Raw genomic sequence first — 22,403 nt, 5'->3', positions numbered from 1 at the left:
GGGGGTATGGAAATGACTGATAAAGTAAAGAAGTTAACCAAGGGCGATCTTTTTAACATGTTCGTACGAACAAATTTTCAGCAGGCCTCTTTTAACTATGAACGTATTCATGCCCTTGGATTCTGCTTTGATATGGCACCTGCAATCAGACGACTTTATAAAACCAGGGAAGAGCGTGCTGCCGCTTTGCAAAGACATCTTGTTTTCTTCAATACAACTCCTGCGGTGTGCGGCCCTGTGGTGGGCGTTACAGCTGCAATGGAAGAGGCGAAATCAGACGGCGAGGATATAAATGACGGAGCGATCAACAGTTTAAAAGTCGGCCTGATGGGCCCGCTTGCCGGAGTCGGAGATCCTTTGATCTGGGGAACGCTCAGGCCAATTACCGCAGCTCTTGGTGCTACATTAGCGCTAAATGGAAACCTTCTTGGCCCATTGTTATTTTTCTTCAGCTTTAATATGGTCAGACTGGCTTTAAAATGGTACGGGTTGAAGTATGGGTATGAAGCTGGGATGGGCATTGTGAAGGACATGGCTTCAAACAGACTGAAAAAGCTGACTGAAGGGGCCAGTATACTTGGCTTGTTTATCATGGGTGTTCTTGTGACGAAGTGGACGAAGATCAACGTGCCAATTGTCATTTCTCAGACGACAAATCAGGTTGGGCAGAAAACAACCATGACCGTTCAGGGCATTCTCGATCAATTGTGCCCTGGCCTGCTCGCACTTGGTTTAACATTCCTCATGATGTTTCTGCTCAGAAAGAAAGTCAGTCCTATTGTCCTGATCTTTGCTTTATTTGGTATCGGTATTCTGGGCTACTGGCTTGGAATCTTGAAATAAAGAGATAAAACACTAATTATTTAAAAGGAGAATGAAACTATGGAAACAACAGCACTCAGACTCTACGGAAAAGAAGATTTACGGCTGGAAAAATTTGAACTGCCGGCAATCAAAAGTGATGAAATTTTGGCAACGGTTGTAACTGACAGTATCTGCATGTCGTCATGGAAAGAAGCGAAAATCGGTCCGGATCATAAAAAGGTCCCTAATGATGTAGCGGAGCATCCAATTATCGTCGGGCATGAATTTTGCGGGCAAATTGTCAAGGTCGGGAATAAGTGGAAAGATAAGTTCACTGCAGGCAGCAAGTTTGCGATACAGCCCAATCTTCAATTGCCGGACCGGCCGGATTGCCCAGGGTATTCTTTCCAATATATAGGCGGGGATGCCACATATGTTGTAATTCCGCGAGAGGTTATGGAACAGGATTGTTTGCTTGAATATAACGGAGCCACTTATTTTGAAGGTTCGCTTCTTGAACCCTTATCCTGTGTGGTCGGCGGTTTTAATGCCAACTATCATTTGATCGAAGGCACTTATAATCATAAGATGGGGATTAAAGAGGGCGGAAATCTTCTGATCATGGGGGGCACTGGCCCGATGGGATTGCTCCAGATCGATTATGCGCTGCACGGACCGATTCAGCCCAAAAGATTAGTTATTACGGATCTGTCTGATGAGAAATTACAGAATGCTTCGCGGTTATACAGCCCTGAAGATGCGAAAAAAGATGGTATCGATCTTCATTATGTTAACGTGAGCAAATTTGAGGATCAGGTGGCTTATCTCCAATCTGTAGTGAATAACGAATCCTATGACGATATCTTTGTCCTGGCACCTGTCAAGCCTTTGATCACACAGGCTTCCAACCTTTTAGCCAAGGACGGCTGCCTTAACTTCTTTGCCGGCCCGCGGGATAAGCATTTTACTGCGGAAGTCAATCTGTATGATATTCACTATAATTTCACTCATTATGTAGGAACTTCCGGCGGGAACACAGATGATATGCGCGCGGCGATTAAATTGGTTGAAGAGAGAAAGGTAAACGTTGAAAAGGTTGTTTCTCACATTCTTGGCTTGAATGCTGTAGCAGATACAACGCTGAATCTTCCATCCCTTCTACCAAGCGGAAAGAAATTAATTTATGTACAAAAGAATATGCCTCGGAAATCGCTAGAAGAAATCGTATCAGGCACAGACCTGGATCCATTTTACAGCGGTCTACGGGAAGTGCTGAAGCAAAACAACGGTCTGTGGTCCAAAGAAGCAGAGCAATACGTGCTCGATCATGCTGTAAATATCTAAGTACAAATTTTATATGAACTGTTTATGTCATAAATAGAAACCGCAGTGAGAATTTATAATCCTCAATTGCGGTTTTTTAGAATAGGGGTTGTCTAGAAATGCCTATTCGCTAGTATTCGTGATTATTGGTGGAATGGTTTTTGGATATTTTTACATGGTTACAAAATCTTTGTATACTTCAGTAGGTATGCACTTCGCATTAGATGGTTATGCCGGTGTAACAAATAGTATTTTTCATTATTCAAAGGTTAATGTTGATCAATTAGATTTATATTCTGCATATACTTTAATTGTTGTACTGACAGTATTATTTTGGGGATTAAAGTTTTATAGATACAAAGTATTCAAGCCTGTTTTTTTGAATTCAAGTTATTGCTAAAAAGGGTACATGATACTCGAATTAATATGGTTGTTCCCTTCATTAATATGAGGCGATCATTGTTGCAGTGGGTCTGGTTTACATTGTGATGCTTATCCTGTTTGGTGATTGGGCGGCACCATTTGCAATTCTTTTCCCGATGCCGGTAGCGTTAATCGGCGCGTTCTTTGGTACATTCATCGCAGGGAGATCCAGGCAATCTGAAGAGCTTTCGGCACTGAATATTGGCTACTTTCCTGTTTTTTCGTTCGATCTGTAGTATAATATTTTTACTTTAATAAAGAGGGGTAAGGAGTATGGAGGATAACAGACTGAAGGTTGGAATTCTTGGCGGAACAGGATATGTTGGACAGAGATTCATAACCCTGCTGGAAAACCATCCCTTTTTTAAAGTGGCATCAATAGCAGCAAGCCACAGATCGGCCGGCAAGTCATATGAAGAAGCGGTAAAGAATCGATGGAAACTGAATGTTCCCATGCCGGATTCAGTGAAAGATATTCAAGTGAAAAATGTATATGAAGTGGATGAAATCAGCAGCGAAGTTGATTTTGTATTTTGTGCGGTTAACATGCCGAAGAGTGAAATAAAGGAATTGGAAGAAAAGTATGCTAAAGCGGAAGTCCCTGTGATATCGAACAATTCTGCTTATCGAATGACACCGGATGTCCCTATGGTTATCCCGGAAATCAACAGTGATCATTTGAAGATCATTGAAAGTCAGAAAAAACGCCTGGGCACGAAGTATGGTTTTATAGCAGTGAAACCAAATTGCTCGATCCAAAGTTATGTGCCGCCATTGTCTGCACTAAAAGAGTTCGAACCCTTGAATGTGGTTGTATCCACCTATCAGGCGATTTCAGGTGCTGGAAAAACATTCAAAGACTGGCCTGAAATGAAGGATAATGTCATTCCTTTTATAGGCGGCGAAGAAGAAAAAAGCGAAAAGGAACCTTTGAAAATATGGGGGGAAATTCAGGATGGCGGCATTGTGAATGCCTCTTCTCCCAATATAACCACTCAATGTATCAGAGTCCCTGTTTCGGAGGGCCATCTTGCTTCGGTATTCGTTAGCTTTAAACATAAACCGTCAAAGGAACAAATCCTTGAACGATGGTCTTCATATTGCGGAAGACCGCAGGAATTAGGCTTGCCCAGTGCGCCAAAACAATTTCTGAAATATATGACTGAAGATGACAGGCCTCAGACGTATCTTGACAGAGATTATGAAAAAGGAATGGGCATCACGATCGGCAGACTGAGAGAAGACACCCTATTTGACTATAAATTTGTATGCCTGTCGCATAATACAATAAGAGGAGCAGCGGGCGGGGGATTGCTCACTGCAGAGCTGCTTAAAGCCGAGGGGTATCTCGTTTCCAGAGAAATAAAGGAAGCCGGACTATCGGCAAACGTCTAAGATCAGCCGTGTTTCATTACAGTGGATGATCATGAAGGAAGGTTTAAGTGACCTTCCTTTTTCTGCGTCAGCCTTTTTTTAGAATAGATTTTAAGTAGTGAAAATGATTGTCAGACCCTTCCGGGAAATTCGGAATTTAAACAGTCTCAGGTTTATTTTAAGTTTTTATGGGTTGAACAGCGCACTACGGAAAATAAATTGAGAGTATTCTAAACTAAATGTGAGCATTTCCCTTAAAAATTTGATATTTTATTTTTAGGAGTGACAGAATTGTCCACAGCGAAAAATGATCTGCTGAAGCAGGAAGAACCGCTTGTTTCAATGAACAATGTATCGCCCAAAATTAAAATTTATCCAGCCTATTTTATGCAGAAAATTCCAGACACAGCGAAAGATTTGTTTCTCCGGGAAGGGGTAGCTGAGAAGATTATTCATATTGCAAAGCAGCTTCCCAGTGGGATATTTTTTGTTTTGATTGACGGCTGGCGCTCATTTGAAACCCAGCGATATATTTATGAGCGGGCTATCCGTCAGTTTCGCAGCTTGGGATATTCTGAAGAAAAGATTAAGGAAATCATTGTCGGCTTTGTTGCTTATCCATCAAAAGATCCTTTAAAACCAGCGCCCCATTATACAGGGGCAGCTATCGACCTGACCCTTTCAAATGATCAAAATTGGATTGAGATGGGTACGGGATTCGATGATTTCACCGAACGAGCCCATTCAGATTATTTTGAAGGAAGAACCGACCTGACAGACATGGAGCTTCTAGCCCGTGATCATCGGCGATTTCTTCGTGGGAAAATGGAGGAGGCGGGATTTACTCAAAATCCTACAGAATGGTGGCACTATTCTTATGGTGACCGTTCTTGGGGTAAAGAAAACAATGCTGATCCTTTTTATGGCGGTATTGAAATTTCTAAGTGAAATAATAGAGGATAATTGGTTTGGCAGCAAATATCTCATGATCAATGTGTGTACTCGTCTACAATTCGGTTAAATGAACTGCCGTCGGTGTCTTAAAATATTCAGGGCACAAAGCAAAAGAAATAATTTTTGTCGAGTTACACAAAGTTTAAACTGCTCATTTTAGAATTAACGAATCAGGTAAATTCAGGTAATAATATAATCATCTGAATTTGCTAAAAAGCTGTAATAGCGCGTTAAAAACGGTTCCATAAGCAATATCAACTCTCTATATTCTGATGCACAAATTCTCCTCTTTATCAGATTCATCCTTTCATCCTAGCTTTATGTCAATGAATTTTACAAAAATTACAATTCCTGTTCAGAGATGCAGACACATATTAAATGAGTGAAAAAGTAAAGAAATGCTGAACTTTGGCTGCTTACATGATAGAAGGAATATTTTTATTAAGAGTCGGGATCGCTTACATGGAAGTATACAACATTTATCTTAACTATGCCTTAAGAAAAACTAACGAAATGTATTTTTAACTTTTTCTATCGAAAAAAAACAATGCTGAAATATAAGCAATAAATGCAATGACTATTTTCCTAAATACATATATCTATAAAGAGAAATTGGCACTTAAAGTATTACATTTGATCTATTTGACGGATGCTGATTGTCTATAGTAGTTTGGTGTTAAACGGATCTGTCATTTCAAATGTGGCTTAACTAGAAAATTCATACGTATGTCATGTGGTTCACGTTTGGCTGAAAACTGTAAACGGCCGTTTACATAATTTATGAGGTAGTTTTTGAGTTAATGTCTTCAGTCTGAGCTGAGACAATGAGTTTCGCTTTCCATCAATACGAATGGACTGGCAGAAAAAGTGATTCACGATTAGCTGGTTTAAAATTACCGATTATTACTATGAATCATAAAAAGTGATTAGGGAGTGGGGAAACAAAATATGATGTCCAATAAGCTCGTCAAGCATGCAACGGCGATAGCCATTACAACGGCACTGTTACTGGGTGGTGCAACTCAGACGTTTGCCAAAAACAGTGTGACTGATAACAACGATTATGGTGTTTCTCATATCACGCGTTATGACATGGAGAAAATACCTTCACAACAAAATAACGCACAATTCAGCATCCCTAAGTTTGATCCGTCAACGATACAAAATATACCTTCTGCGCAAGGGCTGGATGTATGGGACAGCTGGCCGCTGCAAAACGCAGACGGCACTGTGGCTAATTATCAGGGGTATCACCTTGTTTTTGCCTTGGCAGGTGATCCGAACAACAGCAATGACACGCATATCTATTTATTCTATCAAAAGGTCGGCGATACGTCGCTTGGCAGCTGGAAAAATGCAGGAAAAGTGTTTACGGATGGTGATAAGCTGGTACCCGGCGATCAGTATCTGAAGTATCAGACGCAGGAATGGTCAGGTTCCGCTACTTTAACCGATAACGGCATGGTTCGGCTGTTTTACACAGACTACTCCGGCGCAACGCAGGATGGCGGGAGCGGCTTGGGTAATCAAGTGTTAACAACAGCGCAAGTCGATTTATCCCAACCGGATGCGAATACACTCAAAGTTGATGGAGTAGAAGACCACAAATCGATCTTTGACGGCGGGGACGGATCGCTCTACCAAAATATCCAGCAGTTCCAGGATGAAGGTTTGTGGAACTCCGGCGATAACCACACGCTGAGAGATCCTCATTTTATTGAGGATAACGGTCATAAGTATCTTGTTTTTGAAGCCAATACGGGGACGTCGGATGGCTATCAGGGCGACCAATCGCTAAATAATAAAGCTTACTACGGTGGCAGTGATACGTTCTTCCAAAATGATAGAAATAATCTGTTACAGAGTCCTAAGAAACAGCTTGCCTCTCTGGCAAATGGTGCATTGGGCATTGTCGAATTAAACGATGACTATACAGTGAAGAAAGTGTTGCCGCCTCTCATTACGGCCAATACGGTAACTGATGAAATTGAGCGTGCCAACGTTTTTAAACTGAAGGGGAAATGGTATTTATTTACAGATTCCCGGGGATCTAAGATGACTATCAGCGGAATCGGTGACCAAGACATTTATATGCTGGGCTATGTATCCAATTCATTGACTGGACCGTATAAACCGTTAAATGGAAGCGGGCTTGTATTGCATCAGAACATAGATCCGAATGATACGACCTGGACATACTCCCACTTCGCTATACCGCAAACGAATAGTAATAATGTAGTCATTACAAGTTACATGACGAATAGAGGTCTCTATCCGGATCATCATTCAACCTTTGCGCCAAGCTTTTTACTAAATATTCATGGCCCGCAAACGTCGGTTGTACCGAACAGCCTTCTTTCACAAGGACAGCTGACATCAAATCAGTAAACGGCACGAAAAAACTGATTCTATGAAGATTAAAGCATTGGACTTGAAAGACATTGAAAGTTTCCCGGATAATGCCGATTTAGTATCGGCATTATCCTTTTTTACAAATAAACTTCTATCCCTTTATTTATCAAACAGATATTATTCCTTTACAGTTATAAAACAATCAGCAAAACGGAGGTGTTTGTTTGCATAAAAAAGCAATTCATCGTAAAGTGTTTCAACGATTAGCTGTTTTTGTGATCTGTATGGCACTATTATTAACCATCGGATTACTTTTATATCATCCAAACAAAATAGTAAATCAGAGAGTTCACCAGAATAAAGGGATAAATAAAACATCGGTTCAACAAACGCCGGACTACCGGGCGACTTATCATTTTACAACACCTAACAAATGGATGAACGACCCACAAAGGCCCGTGTTTTTTGATGGAGCGTATCATTTCTATTATCTTTATAATCGTGATTATCAAAAGGGCAACGGCACGGAATGGCGGCAGGCGACATCAAAGGACCTGGTTCACTGGAAAGATGAGGGAGTGGCGATTCCAAAATATACAAATAAAAACGGAGATATATGGACGGGATCTTTTGTGGTTGATACAAAAAATACTGCGGGTTTCGGCAAAGGGGCAATTGTGGCGATTGTAACTCAACCTTCCGCAAATGGCGGCAGTCAGGAGCAATTTCTATGGTACAGCACGGACAGGGGAAAAACGTTTAAATCTTATCATAACAGCCCCGTCTTGCCCAATCCGGGTGTCAAAGATTTCAGAGACCCGAAAGTGATCTGGGATCCACAGACCGGCAATTGGGTTATGGCTTTGGCAGAAGGGACAAAGATTGAATTTTACACATCTGATAATCTGAAAAACTGGCGGTATACCGGAGGGTTCTTCACACAAAATATTGGTATCGTCGAATGTCCCGATCTCTTTATCATGCGGGCAAATAACGGGACGTACAAATGGGTTTTGGGGGCAAGCGCGAACGGTAAATCTTCAGGCAGACCGAATACCTACGCGTATTGGACCGGAAACTTTGACGGTAAAGCATTTATCGCTGATCAAAGTGAACCCCAATGGCTGGATCATGGTTTTGACTGGTATGCAGGCGTGACGTTTGAAAGTGGTAATAGCAGTGAAAAGTTTTCGAAACGTTATGCTCTGGCCTGGATGAATAATTGGGATTATCCGAACAATACGCCGACCATGCAGGATGGTTTCAATGGCATGGATTCGATTGTGCGCCAAATCAGACTAGTCAAGCAGCCGGACAATACGTATAGCCTTATCTCACAACCCGTTGAAGCCCTGAATCGTCTGACAACGTCGACCACTCATTTTAAACAGATCCCAGTGACCGGCTCAAAAGAACTGAAAGTGAAAGGTGTTGCGTACGAACTGGACGCAGATATCAGTTGGACGGATGCCAAAAATGTAGGGATCAGGCTTCGCGAATCGGCAGATCACAAACGCCATATCGATGTGGGTGTCTTTACGGAAGGCCACTATTTCTATGTCAATCGGGCTTTTACCGGACAGCCTGATAGCACGCAAAAATATGTTGAAAGCAGAACACCGTTTGATACAAGTAAGAAGAAAGTTCATTTAGAGATTTTTGTTGATAAAACAAGCATCGAAGTATTTATTGATGATGGCAAGATTGTTTATTCTGATGAAGTGTTTCCGCAATTAAACGATAAATGTATCACTTTGTTTTCAATAGGCGGAAAATCGCTTTTTGAAAATGTTCAAGTGAAGCATTTCCGCTCAATTAACGGGTAATGGAAGGGGACATTGCCATGACTAAAGCTCATAACTTTTATTTCGGTCACAATTCAGCTTTCATAAGAAATTCTGATCAATACCAAATTTGAGAAACGACCAAATCAGCAAAGTTGTCAATCAACGCAAAAGCGAAAAGAATCGACAGAATCAGTGCAAGAATCAACATATTTCAGGAAAAAATCGACACAAATCGCACAAGAATCAACAATAAACCGGGAAAAATCAACAAATGAGTTTACTGGGCAACATCTAAGCTTAAAAATTTTCTCGGTTCTAAAAAGGACCGGACGATTTTTGCCCGGTTTTTCCTATCTCGTAATAATTTGTGACGAAGTTCAGAATGGATCCCGTAACCAAAGTAGACATATAGGACCAACGTCTTTTGTCGAAAAAATAAGGGGTCGACCTTTTACTTCCTATTTCTTGTGTGTATCTATAAATTGCTTGATCAAACCATTTAATTTTAAAGCGGCTTTCGTCGGCAGTTGATGTTTGACATGAGGGATCCATTTCAATTCATTCTGTGGCAACTTGTCGTGCAACAATTTGGCATAACGGTAAAAACCTTTATCTCCCTGTCCATAGATTAATAAAATGGGCTGTTTAATTTTTTCCAATTTATTTGTGCAATTATAGGACAGGCTATATCGATAATACTCTGCAATATTTTGCGCAGTTCCTTTGCGTTCTTCCTTAACCATTTTCCAAAATGAGGACCTGGTATCCATATTCGTTCCGGATATATATAAGGCCAATACAGAAAGAGCTTTTAATTTGGCAAGTGTCATCGCTAACACAATTTTATTTTTTAAAATCCAATCATTGACTTCAGACAAACCGCTGATCAGGATCCCTCCCAGTGCCCGATCCGTTTGAGCCAGCAAAAATTCAAGAGCGATGGATCCGCCTGTAGAATAACCGCAGACGAACGCTTTTTGAATGTTTAGATGGTCCAATAAGTGCTTCATATCTTCTGCAATCAAAGGATAAGTTAAAGGCTGTCTGGAAAATGAACTTCTTCCATGCCCTCGGATATCAAAAGTAATAATCCGGAAATACTTCGATAATTCCTTCATTTGATGCTCAAAATTGAAATGAGTCAGTACCGGGGGATGAATAAAGAGAAGGGGTGTTCCCTGACCTTGAACCGTAAAATAGAGTTTGCAACCGTTCACCATGATGAAAGGCATATCTGACCACCAGCTTAAAAAGTTTCAAAGGCTTTGTTAATCATGCTTCCTTTTCCCCAAGTATCATCCCCTGATTCTTTGCTTGTATCCGAATGACTTAAAACATTGTTTGCATCCAATGGGCTCCTTTGCAGCTCATTAATTATTGACTGTTTCTCCATCCAATTGGTTGATCTGCTGAAACATCGTTAGATCACTGTGTATATACAACGATTGCACTGGCAGACTAGGATTGTCACCTTTCTTTTGTTGTAAAATTTAATTGAACGGTCACGAAAAGATACCAACGAATCTGAGCTGCTGTGTAGGAATGGACCGACTGTTTCAGCTGAGCATCATTCTCCAAATGTGGTATTCAGACCTTTTTAAAAGGAGAATTTTCATGTATCAGGAGTTATGTATCATTATTCACGGGTTTGCAGGAAACCCTCGGGAGGTAGAGCCATTAGCGCGCGCTTTGGAACGAAAGGGTTATGAAGTTATGACGCCCTTGTTGCCCGGGCACAGTACAGACAAAAAGCGGATGGAGAAAATCACTGCATTGGATTGGCTGCAAATGATTGAAGAAATCATGGAACATGCCATTGAAGAAAATAAAAAAATTCATTTGATTGGTTTTTCTATGGGGGCAATGATCGCTTCGATTATGGCCTGTCGATATCGAGTAGCTTCATTAGTATTACTTTCTCCGGCTGTATACGTGCTCACACCTTACGTCTTAAGGATGCGGCTGGAACAATTTTTTCAATACACAGGAAAGCATCGTTCCTTGCCTGATCATGAGAGGCTCAACAAGCAATCACTAATCCGTTCTATCCCGCTTCATAATGTGTTCCAATTTCAAAAGGTCGTCCGCCAGGCAAAAAGAATTTTTCAACATATCTCGATTCCGCTTTGTATCATTCATGGGCAAAAGGATGAAACTGTGGATCCGAAAAGTGCCGAATTGATTTTTCGCGTGGCTCCATCAAAAGAAAAAGAGCTACATTATCTTCCGCACTCAAAGCACCACATTTTTCTGGATTCCGAGGGCGACATGGTCATTCAGACAGTTACTAAATTCTTAGAAAAATATCACTAGTGGGTTGTAACGTTTCGGCTGATGATTCGTTATACAAGAGGAATGAAAGGAGAAAAATTAAAAGCGGCGGGTATGATCATCGCTGGGAGCGCTTCTGTCTCCGGACTCTATGCCTGGACAAACCTTGAATAGTCTTGATTCCAAGTAAAAGGCTTTAAATAGAAAAAAGTTCCCATTCGTCAGAAACGGGGAACAAAGCATAGGATTTCTGAGCGGGAAAAATACGGGAGGAGATTTATCATGAAAAAATCAGAAATTATAGAATGTGAAAAAAGGCTTCAAGAGGCAATGTTAAGTAGTGACGTAACAGCCCTAGATGAATTGATTGACGATGACCTTATCTTTGTTGACCATTTTGGACAAATATTAACTAAAGAAAATGATCTTGAAACAACGGTCTGGAGCGTTAAACTTTTCTGAAATAATGGTTTTGGATCAACGTGTGAAGCTTTTAAATGATTCAGCCGTGACCGTAACACGGGTCATTCTGAAGGGCACTTTTGAGACGCAACCAATTGGTGGCCAGATGTGTTACACGCGTGTTTGGACAAATATTCATGGCAAAACGAAAATTATAGCAGGACATTGCAGCTCTGCTAATCAGGATATCTGAACAGTTAACTGGAAACAGGTTTAGTGATGCATTTATGGCAGTGGTAAAATAAACATAGATCCCGTATGAAGGATCTATGAATCTTTTCCAAAGATGATTATTTACTTTTCGGTCGCTGTATTTAGGAAAAATTAAATAATTTTATTACTGGTCAGCATTATTCCTGGCTTTCTTATTCAAATTATTTTCCATCATCTGAGCCATTTCATTTTCATTGGCTTGTTTTATTGCTTTTAGATGCTCGATGATTCGTTTTTGACGTTCCTCGGGGTTATTTTGGCTGAGCTTCTGCTTTCCTTCCATCCGATTGATTTTAATTTTGAAGCCGACAATTCCATTAAATAACTTATTGACAAATGCCGGATTAACATCAGTCAGCTTGTACGTATATCCCGGTTTTTCGTATTTTTGAACCATAGCGTTGAGGGTGTTCATCAGTTCTTTAGGGTCGGTGATTAATTCCACTTGTCCGTAAATATGTACGGCAACGTAGTTCCATGTCGGGACGGCGGTGTTTGTCTCATACCAGGAAGGAGAGATGTAACGATGCGGTCCCTGAAAAACAGCAAGTATCTCCTGTTGGCCAATATCCTCCCACTGCGGATTGGAGCGAGCGAAATGCCCGCAGAGTAATCTTTTTTTCCGGTTTAATGTTACGGGTAGATGAGTAGCATACGGCGCCCCGTGATGCTGGGAAAATAACGTGGCAAAAGAATTTTGTTCGATCATCTTAAACATATCCTCATCTGTCGTCATTTTAAAATGTTCCGGGATGTACATGCTGTTCACCTCAATGTTTTTTGTTGATAAATCAATCATAAAGCTGTGTTATGATTATGAGAACATCCAATTGGTTTATCACGAGGTCATCCAATTTAAGAGGAGGAAATTTAATGGATTGGGAGCCAAAGAAAGAAAAAAAGGGTTTGCCGTTATATGATCAGATCGCTCGACACTTTGAAAAGCAAATTATGGAGGGTCAATTAATGCCCGGCGGCAAGCTGCCGCCAGAACGGAATTTAGCAAAGCGGTTGGGTGTTAATCGAACAACCGTAGTTCGGGCATATGATGTGCTTCGATCAACAGGACTTGTGAATTCTGTAAGAGGGAGCGGAACAGTTGTCTGCCAGAGACGGTTGGGCGTCAATCCCGTTCGCGTGACCAACTGGCATGACTATGCGAACGGGGGCTCTTTTTTGCCTACGCTCCCGATTCTTCAAAAACTCAATGAGGCAAGAAATCATCACGAACTCATCAATTTATCAAGTGGGGAACTTTGCCGGGAAGATTACCCTGTTGCCCGTATTCAGCAGATCATGAAGGAGTCAGCTCTGGATGCTCCGCTTGGCTATCCTGAACCTCAGGGGTATGAACCGCTTAGAATTGGGATCAGCCGCTTGTTAAAGCAGCAATACAAAATTCATGCAGAGGCAAAGGACATACTTATTACAGCCGGTTCACAGCAAGCGCTATTGCTGATCACGCAGTGCCTGCTCAATCCGGGTGACGCGATCGCACTGGAATATCCGTCGTATTTTTATTCTCTGCCGCTCTTTCATTCCGCCGGGCTTAGAATGTTTGGGGCGCCCATGGATCATGAAGGAATCATTCCGGAAGAACTTGAGAGACTGCTTAACAAAAAGCCGATTAAAATGCTGTTTATCAATCCAACCTATCAAAATCCGACAGGGATTACATTATCAGGGCAACGCAGAAAAACGATTATTTCCATATGTGAAAGTCGACGGATCCCGATTGTGGAGGATGATCCGTACAGTCTGCTCTATTTTAACAGCGAATCGGCCGAGATTTCTTCGCTATTCTCAATGAGTCATAACCAATCCGTGATATACATAGGGAGTCTATCGAAAACGGTGGCTCCCGGTCTTCGCATCGGGTGGATGGTTGCCCCGGAAACAGTATTGAAGCGACTGAAAGATGCCAAGGATCAAATGGATCATGGAACGAATATTGTAACTCAAATGATCGCAGCACGTTTTATAACATCTGGAATATGGGAAGCTCATCTTAAAGTTTTGCGGGAAAAGCTTCGTCGCAGAAAAAATAAAATGATTCATTCACTCAAAGCGTACTCAAAAGACAAGTTGAGCTGGACAACCCCAAAGGGAGGTTATCATCTGTGGGTCAAATGTCCGGATCATTTTTCGGATGTGGAGCGGCTTCAGTCAGGAATAGAAAATGGGGTTCTGTTTGTTCCAGGTACTATTTATGGGGCACATCCGAGATATGTCCGGTTAAGTTACTCCGGTTTGAAAGAAAACGAAATCGCGGAGGGTGTCAAGCGATTTGTCTCTTCAGTCAGGTAAGCTCAGAATGCCCAATGAATACATGTCAACCAAATCAAGGAAGCTAAAAACCATTATCACTGATGGCATTGGGTGTCAGGATTGCCGCACATCCATTGCACCCCTCACGTATTATCCCGAAAGAAATCTGGAGCCGTTTAATTTTTTTAAACGATACATAAAGCTTTGCTTCTTTACTTTCAAATATTAAGTGGTTTAAATGGGCGATATCGTCAAAGACTAAAGAAAAAGCTGCTCAATTTTTCAAAGTGAAAGAAGTGAAGAACGAATATGGCATCCCGTTGGTATTATTACGATGGTCAGGAGACTCGAGGCCCTTTATCAGAAGATGAGATGAAATTGCTTGTAAGCAAAGGAAAAATCAACGACGACACACTGGCGATCGCTCAAGGTATGACGGAATGGAAGAACATTCGAAATACAACGATTCATCAGGCGAATCGGCAATCAGTGGATCAGCGGGTACGTACGGCATCCCGCGGATCGGGGGGCTTTATGAGCCGCGCAACAGAAAAAATGAATAAAATGGTTGGTGAACACGGCCCGGTTGACCTAAAACTTCGCGATCTTTTTTCGCAAGTTTTTCAGCAGCATACGAAAGAAGAAAGTGAGCAAATTTTTATCGCCGGTACCGCTTTTACAACCCCTAGTGAAGTGGACATATCTTCCGCCTGGCCAAAACCTTGGCTCTTCTCAAGAGTTTTTCTGATCTTCTTTATTACTTATGGCATGCTTTGGATTTGTCTGACAGAGTTTGGCAATCCTTATGCGCTTCCGGGCTTAATGCTGATTGGCTCCTTTGCAGTTCCCTTCTCTCTGGTCGTCTTCTTTTTTGAGACCAATGTCCCCCGAAATATCAATCTTTTTGATGTTGTTCGCATGTTCTTTATCGGAGGCGTGGCCTCAATCATTGTGACACTTGTCCTTTATACGATTTTTCCGGTTTACCGGATCAGTATCACGAGCGCATTTGTCATCGGTATGGTTGAAGAACTGGGAAAACTGCTGATTATGATCGGATTCATCAGTCAGCTAAATGTCAAATATTTATTGAATGGCCTGCTGATCGGCGCGGTCATCGGCGCGGGTTTTGCGTCGTTTGAATCCGCGGGCTATGCTTTTCGGGCGTTTCAAACGATGCGTAATGAAACCTTTCTGAATGTTATTGTGATGCGAGCTTGGACAAGCATCGGCACACATGCTGTTTGGACCGCCATTGCTGGGGGAGCGCTCGTTTTAGTTAAGCAGAGCCAGCCGTTCACCTTGAACATGCTGTCCAGATCACGATTTCTCAAATTGATGGTTGTCCCTATTTTCCTTCACGCTTTTTGGGACATGCCGCTTCCGGTTATCGGGGATTCCGTGATTAAAGTGATTCTTTTAATCATGATCAGCTGGCTCTTTATTTTTGTTTTAATGAATAGCGGTTTGAAACAAGTGACACGGCTTTCAGCGATAAAAAAATCGGCGCACGATTAATCTTTGTCATGTACTGGATTAAATTTTTATTTTTTGAAGGAATTCGTCGTTTTTCCTCGAATGTGTTAAGAAGGAGTATTAAACGGTAAGAAGGAGTATTAAACAGGGAGGAACGAAAAAGTCGATCAGTTACATTTGACGGGCTCTTTCGTGCGTATCCCATGCCACCACAGTCGGGAACCGAATCCGCCGGCGATCAGGATGCTGCCTTGTATCCATTTTTCCAGGTTTACACATCACTCATACTGAGATGATTCGCTGCTATATTGCGGAGCACCGGCATTCAATGAAAGAAAAAAGAGATTGTTTATTCTTTATATAACAAATAAAGACTTAATCTTTCAGTTTTTTTTCACTATGGGAGTTTAAAATGATTTATAAAGAAAATAATGTCGCTCTGGAATAGGGCTATAAACCTTGGGAAGTCTAAGGGCATGAGAAATGTTAAAAAAGGGAAAAAAAATAAAAAAAAGGTTTAAAAAACTAAGCAATGAAAAAAGAAATGGTGATATATTATTTGATGTACTGTTGTTAACGAACATGCCATTTGATTTTATAAGGTCCTGTTCACGGAGGAGCATGGTTGCAGATTAAAAACGCAACACCGTGCTGCAACGCCTGCGCCAGGCCGTCCATGACCATCGGAAGCTTGAGACGGCGAAATTATGAAGCCCTAAGCGTAAATTGGCGCTACATGCGGACCGGAGAAGCGGGCAAAGAAGAGATTCCCCGCTTATCATTCGGGGACTTCTCGAACACCTCTATCTCTATAAGGCACTATTTTCTTTTCTTGGAGCAAAAAAATGGCTAAATTGGAAATTTTATCGATTGAGCAGCATTCAAAGCGATAAACGAACCGGGTCACTGGTGAATTGAGACTGTTGAGTTTGGGGTAAGCGTCAATGGCTTCGAGCATTTCGATGGCCACATAATCATCTTATCAACATTCAGTTGGGGAGGTTCATCAATGACACACGCAGAAAGATCCGGTCAACCGGAATTGCTGGTATTCTGATTTTCGAAAAAATGTGAGAGCGTTACTCACTGATGTATCGGTCGTGAATTGATAATTCGCTGCATAAACATAATGGTCATCATTGAGTTTTTCTTTTCTAAAAGGAGAAAAATGGTTAATGGATTTAAAAGAAATTTCCTCTATATGGTCTGTGAAAATGATTAAAGGACTGATCAGGTTTTCAGGAAGAGGCAAGGGAGAGAGCCTTCCTGGGAAAATTGCGCGAAAATTAGATAAAAAAATATTAACTGATCTTTCACAATTTACAAATACAATTATTGTAACTGGAACTAACGGTAAAACAACAACTTCTAATTTAATATCCAACGTATTAAAGCAGGGAGATTTGTTTGTGATCAATAACGGGGAAGGAAATAATCTGATCAATGGAATCACACAAGTTTATACAGAGCATGCACATCAATTAAAAAAATTAACAAAAACTAAATGGGCAGTGATTGAGTGTGACGAAGCAACGGTCATTCCTTTGTTGAAAGAAGTTCATCCTTTGATGATCATCATTAACAATTTTTTTAGAGATCAGCTTGATCGGTACGGTGAGATTGACGCTTTGATCAATAAAATGCATGCTGCGATCGGCAAAAGCGATGCCAAGTTAATTTTAAATACAGATGACCCATTCGTTGCCCGTTTCTCCGACTTGAAAAATGAAAAACTTTATTTCGGCATAAATAAAGATGCTTACAATTTTGAGAACAGTAATATGAAGGATTCACTGTATTGCCCGAGCTGCGGAAGAAAGCTTTCATATGAACACATGTTCTATGGCCAACTAGGTTATTATAAATGCGATTATTGCGGCTTTAAAAGAGAACAACCGAAATATGAAATTAAAAAGATTGAGCGAAACAACAAGGGATACAATTTTAAATTAAAAACAAGGGACGAAAGCAGTAATAATTCTGATGAAACAGATGAAGAAAACGATTTAGATTATCAATTAAGTCTTTTCGGTGTATACAATTTATACAATGCATTATCGGCTATATCAGTTGCTAAGGAACTTAACATAGCAGACAAGGCGATTTATGACGGTCTTAAAAATTTTAAATTAAATAATGGGAGAATGTCGGTCTATCAATACAATGGATGTGACCATATTGTTAATTTGATCAAGAATCCATCCGGAGCAGATGTAGCCATTGAAGAGATTAATCATGATAAAAAAGATAAAAGAATCGTTTTATTTTTGAATGACATGGCAGCTGATGGAAATGACGTTTCTTGGATCTGGGATGCTGATTTTGAAAAATTAACACAAACAGAAGTTTCTCATTTTTTATGTGGCGGCCGAAGAGCCTGGGACATGGCTAATCGTTTGAAGTATGCAGGAATTGATCCGGCAAAGATAAAGGTGATACCTAATATTAAAAAAGCAGTGGATTTTTCGCTTGAATACAATAAAAAAACCTATTACTTGCCAAACTACACAGCCCTTGAACGGGTAAATAAACTTTTAATGAGTAAAGTAAAGAAAGATAAAGGGGAGGAAAACCATTCATGAAGACGTTAAAGCTCTATCATTTATTTGAAGATAAATTGAATTTATATGGTGACAATGGCAATGTAATGGTCTTAAAAAAGCGCTGTGAGTGGAGAAATATCGATCTGGAGATTGTCAAAGTTAATGAAATAACTAAAACAGATGACGTTGATCTGAATGATGCAGATATGGTATTTTTAGGCGGTGGGTCAGATAGAGAACAAAGTTTATGCACATTTCAGTTAAAAATGATTAAGGATAATTTTAAAGAAATAATTGAAAAGGGGACACCGTGTTTAACGATTTGTGGCGGGTATCAGTTTTTAGGGAAATATTATCAGGATCCTGATGGAAATAAACTGGAAGGTTTGGATATTTTGGATTTATATACGATAGCTAATCCAGACCGAAAAAAACGTATGATTGGGAACATACTGGAAGAGTCAGGAAAATTTGGTGAAATTGTAGGGTTTGAAAATCATTCCGGCGAAACTTTTCATAATTATCCGGTGCTCGGAAAAGTAATAAAGGGATTTGGAAATAATAGAGCCGAAAAAAAAGAAGGGCTATTATACAAAAACTTGATTGGGACTTATATGCACGGACCATTTCTGTCAAAGAACCCTCAAATAGCAGATTACATCATAAAGAAAGCATTAGAAAAGAAATATTTTGACAGTGAGTTGTCTTCTCTGGCTGATAAATTTGAAAATGAGGCAAAGAAAGAAGTTTGGAGCAGGTTTATCTTCGCATGAAAAAAGATAAGCACAGCTAAAGTCACTGATCTACATAAATATATGATGGCTGTCAGATGGACCAAGATTAAATAAATCTGGACAGCTGCTTCTCCTCTGTAAGAATAGAGAAGATAATTTTGAACTTGGCACACCCTTATTGCTAAGTTTACGAGTTATAATCAGTCAGATGAACTGCTCTTAGCGACAGCTTTCCCCTGGTTCAAAATCTCTGCATGTAAAAAGGACACGGTATCGATCGCCGTGTCCTTTTTACATCCAATAGCCTGAACAGAAGATTTTTATTTTGTGAAGCCCGGACCGAACTGGCTCATAATGGTTTTCACTTCATCAACGTATGCGGGTTTCAGCAATGCGATCATTCGAGTCGCAAAGCTGGTGAGGTACTCCGCATTGAAGGTTCCGTCCGCTTGCTTGCTAAAACTTTCATTGAGCAATGCTTTTGTTTCATCTTGTTTGCCGTCCTGGATACGTTCCATGATGAAATTAAAAAATTTTTCTTGCCCCGGATTCATAGAAATCCCCCTTGTCACTTTCAATTGTCTTTACATGATTGAATTATATCGCACGGGTTACAAGCAAACAAATCGTGCGTTGCAAACATAAAAAATCGATCCCTTAACGTACAGGAATCGGCTTTTTAAAGTTGTTTGCTCTTTAGCAGATCATGTACTTTTCGTACGATGGACGCACCTTTCTAGGGTGTATTTCATGGGTCCTTTGGAAGATTGTCTGCCCAATGATAGAATCGTGTGATCATCTACCTATTTACGTGAATATATTATACATCTTACTCAATATATGTCGAATTATGTTAGCCTAACTTACGTGGTAGGCGAGAGGAAGTGAAAGATATAAGGCTTGGTTCTTGATATTTTTTATTTGTCATCGATGTGATAGATGATTAAAACCTGTGCACTTTATAATTTTATTTCACTCCGCCTATTTTTACAGATATTGAGCAGGAAGAAGGGGAAAAGATTGAACATCAGGAAGAAAGTTAAGTTTACGTTAGCAGCATCTCTTACAACAGCCTTGTTGCTGGGTGGTGCCACGCAGACATTTGCCAAAGACAGCACGGATTACTACAATAATTACGGTATTTCTCATCTCACTCGTTATGATATGTCGAAAATCCCCGCACAGGAAAACAGTTCTCAGTTCAGCATCCCGACTTTCGATTCGTCATCTATCCAAAACATCCCGGCAGCGGGGGGGCTGGATGTGTGGGACAGCTGGCCGCTACAAAATGCGGATGGCACTGTAGCCAATTATCACGGTTACCATATTGTCTTTGCTCTGGCGGGAGATCCGAGCAACGGTAATGATACGCATATTTATCTGTTCTATCAGAAAGCCGGCGATACGTCGCTCGATAGTTGGAAAAATGCCGGGAGGGTGTTTACGGATAGTGACAAGTTGGTACCCGGTGATCCATATCTGCAGTATCAGACGCAGGAATGGTCGGGTTCCGCTACTTTAACAGACGACGGGCAAGTTCGTTTGTTTTACACGGATTTCTCCGGAGCCCCGCAGGATGGAGGAACGGGTGACAGTAACCAGGTTTTGACAACATCCCAGGTTAATTTGTCCCAGCCTGATGGGAATACACTTAAAGTTGATGGTGTATCGGATCACAAGTCGATCTTCGACGGCGACGGATCTCTTTATCAGAGCATGCAGCAGTTCCATGATGAAGGCATGTTCAGTTCAGGCGATAATCACACACTGAGAGATCCTCACTTCATCGAAGACAATGGTCACAAATACATTGTTTTTGAAAGCAACACTGGAACTTCCGACGGCTATCAAGGCGTTGATTCTTTATATAATAAAGCTTATTATGGCGGCAGTGAGGCATTTTTCCAGACAGAAAAAAATAATCTGCTGCAAAGCCCAAAGGAACAGCTTGCTTCTTTAGCTAACGGTGCGTTAGGCATCATTGAATTGAACAATGACTATACAGTTAAAAAAGTGTTGCCGCCACTGATTACATCAAACACGGTAACCGATGAAATTGAACGCGCCAATGTATTTAAATTGAAGGGAAAATGGTACCTGTTCACCGACTCAAGAGGAGCTAAAATGACGATTAACGGGATAGGAGCCAATGACATCTATATGTTAGGGTTCTGGTCCAATTCTCTGACCGGACCGTACAAACCGTTAAATGGAAGCGGGATTGTGCTGCACCAGAGTCTTGATCCAAATGATATCACTTGGACATACTCGCACTTTGCTATCCCTCAGGCCAATAGTGATGAAGCAGTCGTCACCAGTTACATGACTAACAGAGGTCTCTATCCGGATCACCATGCGACCTTCGCGCCAAGCTTTTTGCTGAAAATTCAGGGACCGAAAACATCAATTGTACCGAATAGCATCCTTTCACAAGGGCAGCTGACTATCGGTAAGTAACACTGTCATAGAGTAAAAGACTGATAAACTGTGAATAAAGATTTGAAGTTAACAAGCGTTGAGAAGATTTCCGGATAATGCCTGCTTTAATCGCGGGCATTATCTTTTTTTTGTGCATATTCCCCTGCTTTCAGAAAAGTACAGTAAACGTGGAGGTATTTATTTGTAAAAAATAGAAATTTATATGAAAGTGTATAAACGAAACAATTAACTGGTAGAAAAAGGAATGAGGTGGACGACGTGAAGCCTGTTATCGATCATGTTCATGTTACTGTATCTGATATAGAAAGAGCAGAAGCATTTTATGATCAGTTGATGCCATTATTTGGATTTCACTTAGATGATAAAGAAACAGATGCAGTTCCGGATTCTGAATATAAAATCGTTGAATATCATCACAGAAATTTTTCGTTTGGCATTGTCAGCCCCCGATCTGTATATAAAAATGAAATCGTGAGCAGGAGGAAGCCTAGAGCACTTCATCACCTGGCGTTCCATGTGAATTCACGCGATGAGGTAAAAGGCCTATATGAACAGGTAAAAAAAATAAAGGCCGAAATTGTACAGGCACCGAGACTGTATCCGGACGTCGTTGACCAACGCCCAGGGAAAGATCAAGACCTACACGTATAATGGCAATGATCAGCTGCTGACGACGGAATTTCCGGTCAGCGGAACGACGACTATGAAAACGATGAACACGTATGATGACAACGGGAACTTGTCCAAGGTCATACAGAACTCCAGGATCGTGGAGCAGTACACGTATGATGCCGTCAATCAGCTGACTCAAGCGACCGTGCAGCAGAACGGTCAGAGTGTACTCGGCTGGACCAATACCTACGACAATGCCGGTCAGGTCACCGGACGGAATAATTTGATTAAAAACAATGAGGAAACGAGATAACGGGTATTCATGGGTCATGCAATAAAGGTAAGTATTAAAGAGCTATTAAGATTTT

General features: G+C 40.9%; 20 protein-coding genes. 17 read left to right on the top strand and 3 right to left on the bottom strand.

Annotated features, from left to right (window positions below; all coding sequences use genetic code 11):
• Positions 1 to 12: 12 nt before the first annotated feature.
• The 8 genes from COP04_RS13305 (at position 13) to COP04_RS13275 (ending at position 9,056) form a co-directional block, all read left to right on the top strand.
• A complete protein-coding gene (locus tag COP04_RS13305; RefSeq protein WP_100488468.1) occupies positions 13 to 843 on the top strand; it encodes a mannose/fructose/sorbose PTS transporter subunit IID in 831 nt (276 codons plus the stop codon).
• Positions 844 to 882: 39 nt separating this feature from the next.
• The gene (locus COP04_RS13300) at positions 883 to 2,148 is read left to right on the top strand and encodes a zinc-binding dehydrogenase (RefSeq protein ID WP_100488467.1); all 1,266 of its coding nucleotides are present in this window, start codon (positions 883 to 885) and stop codon (positions 2,146 to 2,148) included.
• 88 nt (positions 2,149 to 2,236) lie between these two features.
• Positions 2,237 to 2,527, top strand: coding sequence for a CPBP family glutamic-type intramembrane protease (locus COP04_RS20815; protein WP_476749551.1), 291 nt, complete (start codon positions 2,237 to 2,239; stop codon positions 2,525 to 2,527).
• Positions 2,528 to 2,594: 67 nt separating this feature from the next.
• A complete protein-coding gene (locus COP04_RS13295) occupies positions 2,595 to 2,786 on the top strand; it encodes an efflux RND transporter permease subunit (RefSeq protein ID WP_100488466.1) in 192 nt (63 codons plus the stop codon).
• Positions 2,787 to 2,823: 37 nt separating this feature from the next.
• Positions 2,824 to 3,945 (top strand): aspartate-semialdehyde dehydrogenase, encoded by a 1,122-nt coding sequence (gene asd / locus COP04_RS13290; protein ID WP_100488465.1) that lies wholly within the window; start codon positions 2,824 to 2,826, stop codon positions 3,943 to 3,945.
• 270 nt (positions 3,946 to 4,215) lie between these two features.
• On the top strand, positions 4,216 to 4,872 hold the full coding sequence (locus COP04_RS13285; RefSeq protein WP_239984866.1) for a M15 family metallopeptidase: 657 nt from the start codon (positions 4,216 to 4,218) through the stop codon (positions 4,870 to 4,872).
• 954 nt (positions 4,873 to 5,826) lie between these two features.
• Positions 5,827 to 7,266, top strand: coding sequence for a glycoside hydrolase family 68 protein (locus COP04_RS13280; protein ID WP_100488464.1), 1,440 nt, complete (start codon positions 5,827 to 5,829; stop codon positions 7,264 to 7,266).
• Positions 7,267 to 7,514: 248 nt separating this feature from the next.
• Complete coding sequence (locus COP04_RS13275) at positions 7,515 to 9,056, top strand: glycoside hydrolase family 32 protein (protein ID WP_100489681.1); 1,542 nt, start codon at positions 7,515 to 7,517, stop codon at positions 9,054 to 9,056.
• A gap of 419 nt (positions 9,057 to 9,475) precedes the next feature.
• Here COP04_RS13275 and COP04_RS13270 read toward each other — a convergent pair whose 3' ends face one another.
• The gene (locus COP04_RS13270) at positions 9,476 to 10,249 is read right to left on the bottom strand and encodes an alpha/beta fold hydrolase (protein ID WP_100488463.1); all 774 of its coding nucleotides are present in this window, start codon (positions 10,247 to 10,249) and stop codon (positions 9,476 to 9,478) included.
• A 382-nt stretch (positions 10,250 to 10,631) separates the two neighbouring features.
• Here COP04_RS13270 and COP04_RS13265 point away from each other — a divergent pair, with 382 nt between their 5' ends.
• On the top strand, positions 10,632 to 11,330 hold the full coding sequence (locus COP04_RS13265) for an alpha/beta hydrolase (protein WP_100488462.1): 699 nt from the start codon (positions 10,632 to 10,634) through the stop codon (positions 11,328 to 11,330).
• A 240-nt stretch (positions 11,331 to 11,570) separates the two neighbouring features.
• Positions 11,571 to 11,750 (top strand): nuclear transport factor 2 family protein, encoded by a 180-nt coding sequence (locus COP04_RS20315; protein WP_239984865.1) that lies wholly within the window; start codon positions 11,571 to 11,573, stop codon positions 11,748 to 11,750.
• A gap of 337 nt (positions 11,751 to 12,087) precedes the next feature.
• Here the strand turns inward: COP04_RS20315 and COP04_RS13255 are convergent, their stop codons facing one another.
• Positions 12,088 to 12,723 (bottom strand): FMN-binding negative transcriptional regulator, encoded by a 636-nt coding sequence (locus tag COP04_RS13255; protein WP_100489680.1) that lies wholly within the window; start codon positions 12,721 to 12,723, stop codon positions 12,088 to 12,090.
• 113 nt (positions 12,724 to 12,836) lie between these two features.
• Between COP04_RS13255 and pdxR the strand changes: the two genes are divergently transcribed.
• From pdxR to COP04_RS13235, 4 genes are all read left to right on the top strand, one after another.
• Positions 12,837 to 14,270 (top strand): MocR-like pyridoxine biosynthesis transcription factor PdxR, encoded by a 1,434-nt coding sequence (gene pdxR, locus COP04_RS13250; protein WP_162297103.1) that lies wholly within the window; start codon positions 12,837 to 12,839, stop codon positions 14,268 to 14,270.
• Positions 14,271 to 14,540: 270 nt separating this feature from the next.
• Positions 14,541 to 15,749 (top strand): PrsW family glutamic-type intramembrane protease, encoded by a 1,209-nt coding sequence (locus COP04_RS13245; RefSeq protein WP_100488460.1) that lies wholly within the window; start codon positions 14,541 to 14,543, stop codon positions 15,747 to 15,749.
• Between the two features lie 1,133 nt (positions 15,750 to 16,882).
• Positions 16,883 to 18,289 (top strand): MurT ligase domain-containing protein, encoded by a 1,407-nt coding sequence (locus COP04_RS13240; RefSeq protein ID WP_100488459.1) that lies wholly within the window; start codon positions 16,883 to 16,885, stop codon positions 18,287 to 18,289.
• Positions 18,286 to 19,023: a type 1 glutamine amidotransferase gene (locus COP04_RS13235; RefSeq protein WP_100488458.1), complete on the top strand. Its 738-nt coding sequence runs from the start codon at positions 18,286 to 18,288 to the stop codon at positions 19,021 to 19,023. Before COP04_RS13240 ends, COP04_RS13235 begins: the two co-directional genes overlap by 4 nt.
• A gap of 281 nt (positions 19,024 to 19,304) precedes the next feature.
• On the opposite strand, the gene COP04_RS13230 is transcribed toward COP04_RS13235, so the two are convergent.
• Entirely contained in the window at positions 19,305 to 19,538 is a 234-nt protein-coding gene (locus COP04_RS13230) for a hypothetical protein (RefSeq protein WP_100488457.1), read from the bottom strand.
• Between the two features lie 466 nt (positions 19,539 to 20,004).
• Between COP04_RS13230 and COP04_RS13225 the strand changes: the two genes are divergently transcribed.
• The 3 genes from COP04_RS13225 (at position 20,005) to COP04_RS20310 (ending at position 22,348) form a co-directional block, all read left to right on the top strand.
• A complete protein-coding gene (locus COP04_RS13225; protein ID WP_239984863.1) occupies positions 20,005 to 21,441 on the top strand; it encodes a glycoside hydrolase family 68 protein in 1,437 nt (478 codons plus the stop codon).
• 231 nt (positions 21,442 to 21,672) lie between these two features.
• On the top strand, positions 21,673 to 22,074 hold the full coding sequence (locus tag COP04_RS20810; protein WP_100488455.1) for a VOC family protein: 402 nt from the start codon (positions 21,673 to 21,675) through the stop codon (positions 22,072 to 22,074).
• Positions 22,001 to 22,348, top strand: coding sequence for an RHS repeat domain-containing protein (locus COP04_RS20310; protein WP_239984862.1), 348 nt, complete (start codon positions 22,001 to 22,003; stop codon positions 22,346 to 22,348). The genes COP04_RS20810 and COP04_RS20310 overlap by 74 nt, the downstream gene beginning before the upstream one ends.
• Positions 22,349 to 22,403 lie beyond the last annotated feature (55 nt).

Origin of the sequence: Sporolactobacillus pectinivorans (assembly GCF_002802965.1) — a bacterium.
GTDB lineage: Bacteria > Bacillota > Bacilli > Bacillales > Sporolactobacillaceae > Sporolactobacillus > Sporolactobacillus pectinivorans.
The sequence above is the reverse complement of the archived record's forward strand: the minus strand, read 5'-3'. Positions and strand labels throughout refer to the sequence as shown.

Excerpts from the sequence above, each read along its gene's own strand:
- COP04_RS13305 (WP_100488468.1), top strand. The coding sequence starts at position 13 with ATGACTGATAAAGTAAAGAAGTTAACCAAGGGCGATCTTTTTAACATG.
- COP04_RS13300 (WP_100488467.1), top strand. The coding sequence starts at position 883 with ATGGAAACAACAGCACTCAGACTCTACGGAAAAGAAGATTTACGGCTG.
- asd (WP_100488465.1), top strand. The coding sequence starts at position 2,824 with ATGGAGGATAACAGACTGAAGGTTGGAATTCTTGGCGGAACAGGATAT.
- COP04_RS13280 (WP_100488464.1), top strand. The coding sequence starts at position 5,827 with ATGATGTCCAATAAGCTCGTCAAGCATGCAACGGCGATAGCCATTACA.
- COP04_RS13275 (WP_100489681.1), top strand. The coding sequence starts at position 7,515 with ATGGCACTATTATTAACCATCGGATTACTTTTATATCATCCAAACAAA.
- COP04_RS13270 (WP_100488463.1), bottom strand. The coding sequence starts at position 10,249 with ATGCCTTTCATCATGGTGAACGGTTGCAAACTCTATTTTACGGTTCAA.
- COP04_RS13265 (WP_100488462.1), top strand. The coding sequence starts at position 10,632 with ATGTATCAGGAGTTATGTATCATTATTCACGGGTTTGCAGGAAACCCT.
- COP04_RS20315 (WP_239984865.1), top strand. The coding sequence starts at position 11,571 with ATGAAAAAATCAGAAATTATAGAATGTGAAAAAAGGCTTCAAGAGGCA.
- COP04_RS13255 (WP_100489680.1), bottom strand. The coding sequence starts at position 12,723 with ATGTACATCCCGGAACATTTTAAAATGACGACAGATGAGGATATGTTT.
- pdxR (WP_162297103.1), top strand. The coding sequence starts at position 12,837 with ATGGATTGGGAGCCAAAGAAAGAAAAAAAGGGTTTGCCGTTATATGAT.
- COP04_RS13245 (WP_100488460.1), top strand. The coding sequence starts at position 14,541 with ATGGCATCCCGTTGGTATTATTACGATGGTCAGGAGACTCGAGGCCCT.
- COP04_RS13240 (WP_100488459.1), top strand. The coding sequence starts at position 16,883 with ATGGATTTAAAAGAAATTTCCTCTATATGGTCTGTGAAAATGATTAAA.
- COP04_RS13235 (WP_100488458.1), top strand. The coding sequence starts at position 18,286 with ATGAAGACGTTAAAGCTCTATCATTTATTTGAAGATAAATTGAATTTA.
- COP04_RS13230 (WP_100488457.1), bottom strand. The coding sequence starts at position 19,538 with ATGAATCCGGGGCAAGAAAAATTTTTTAATTTCATCATGGAACGTATC.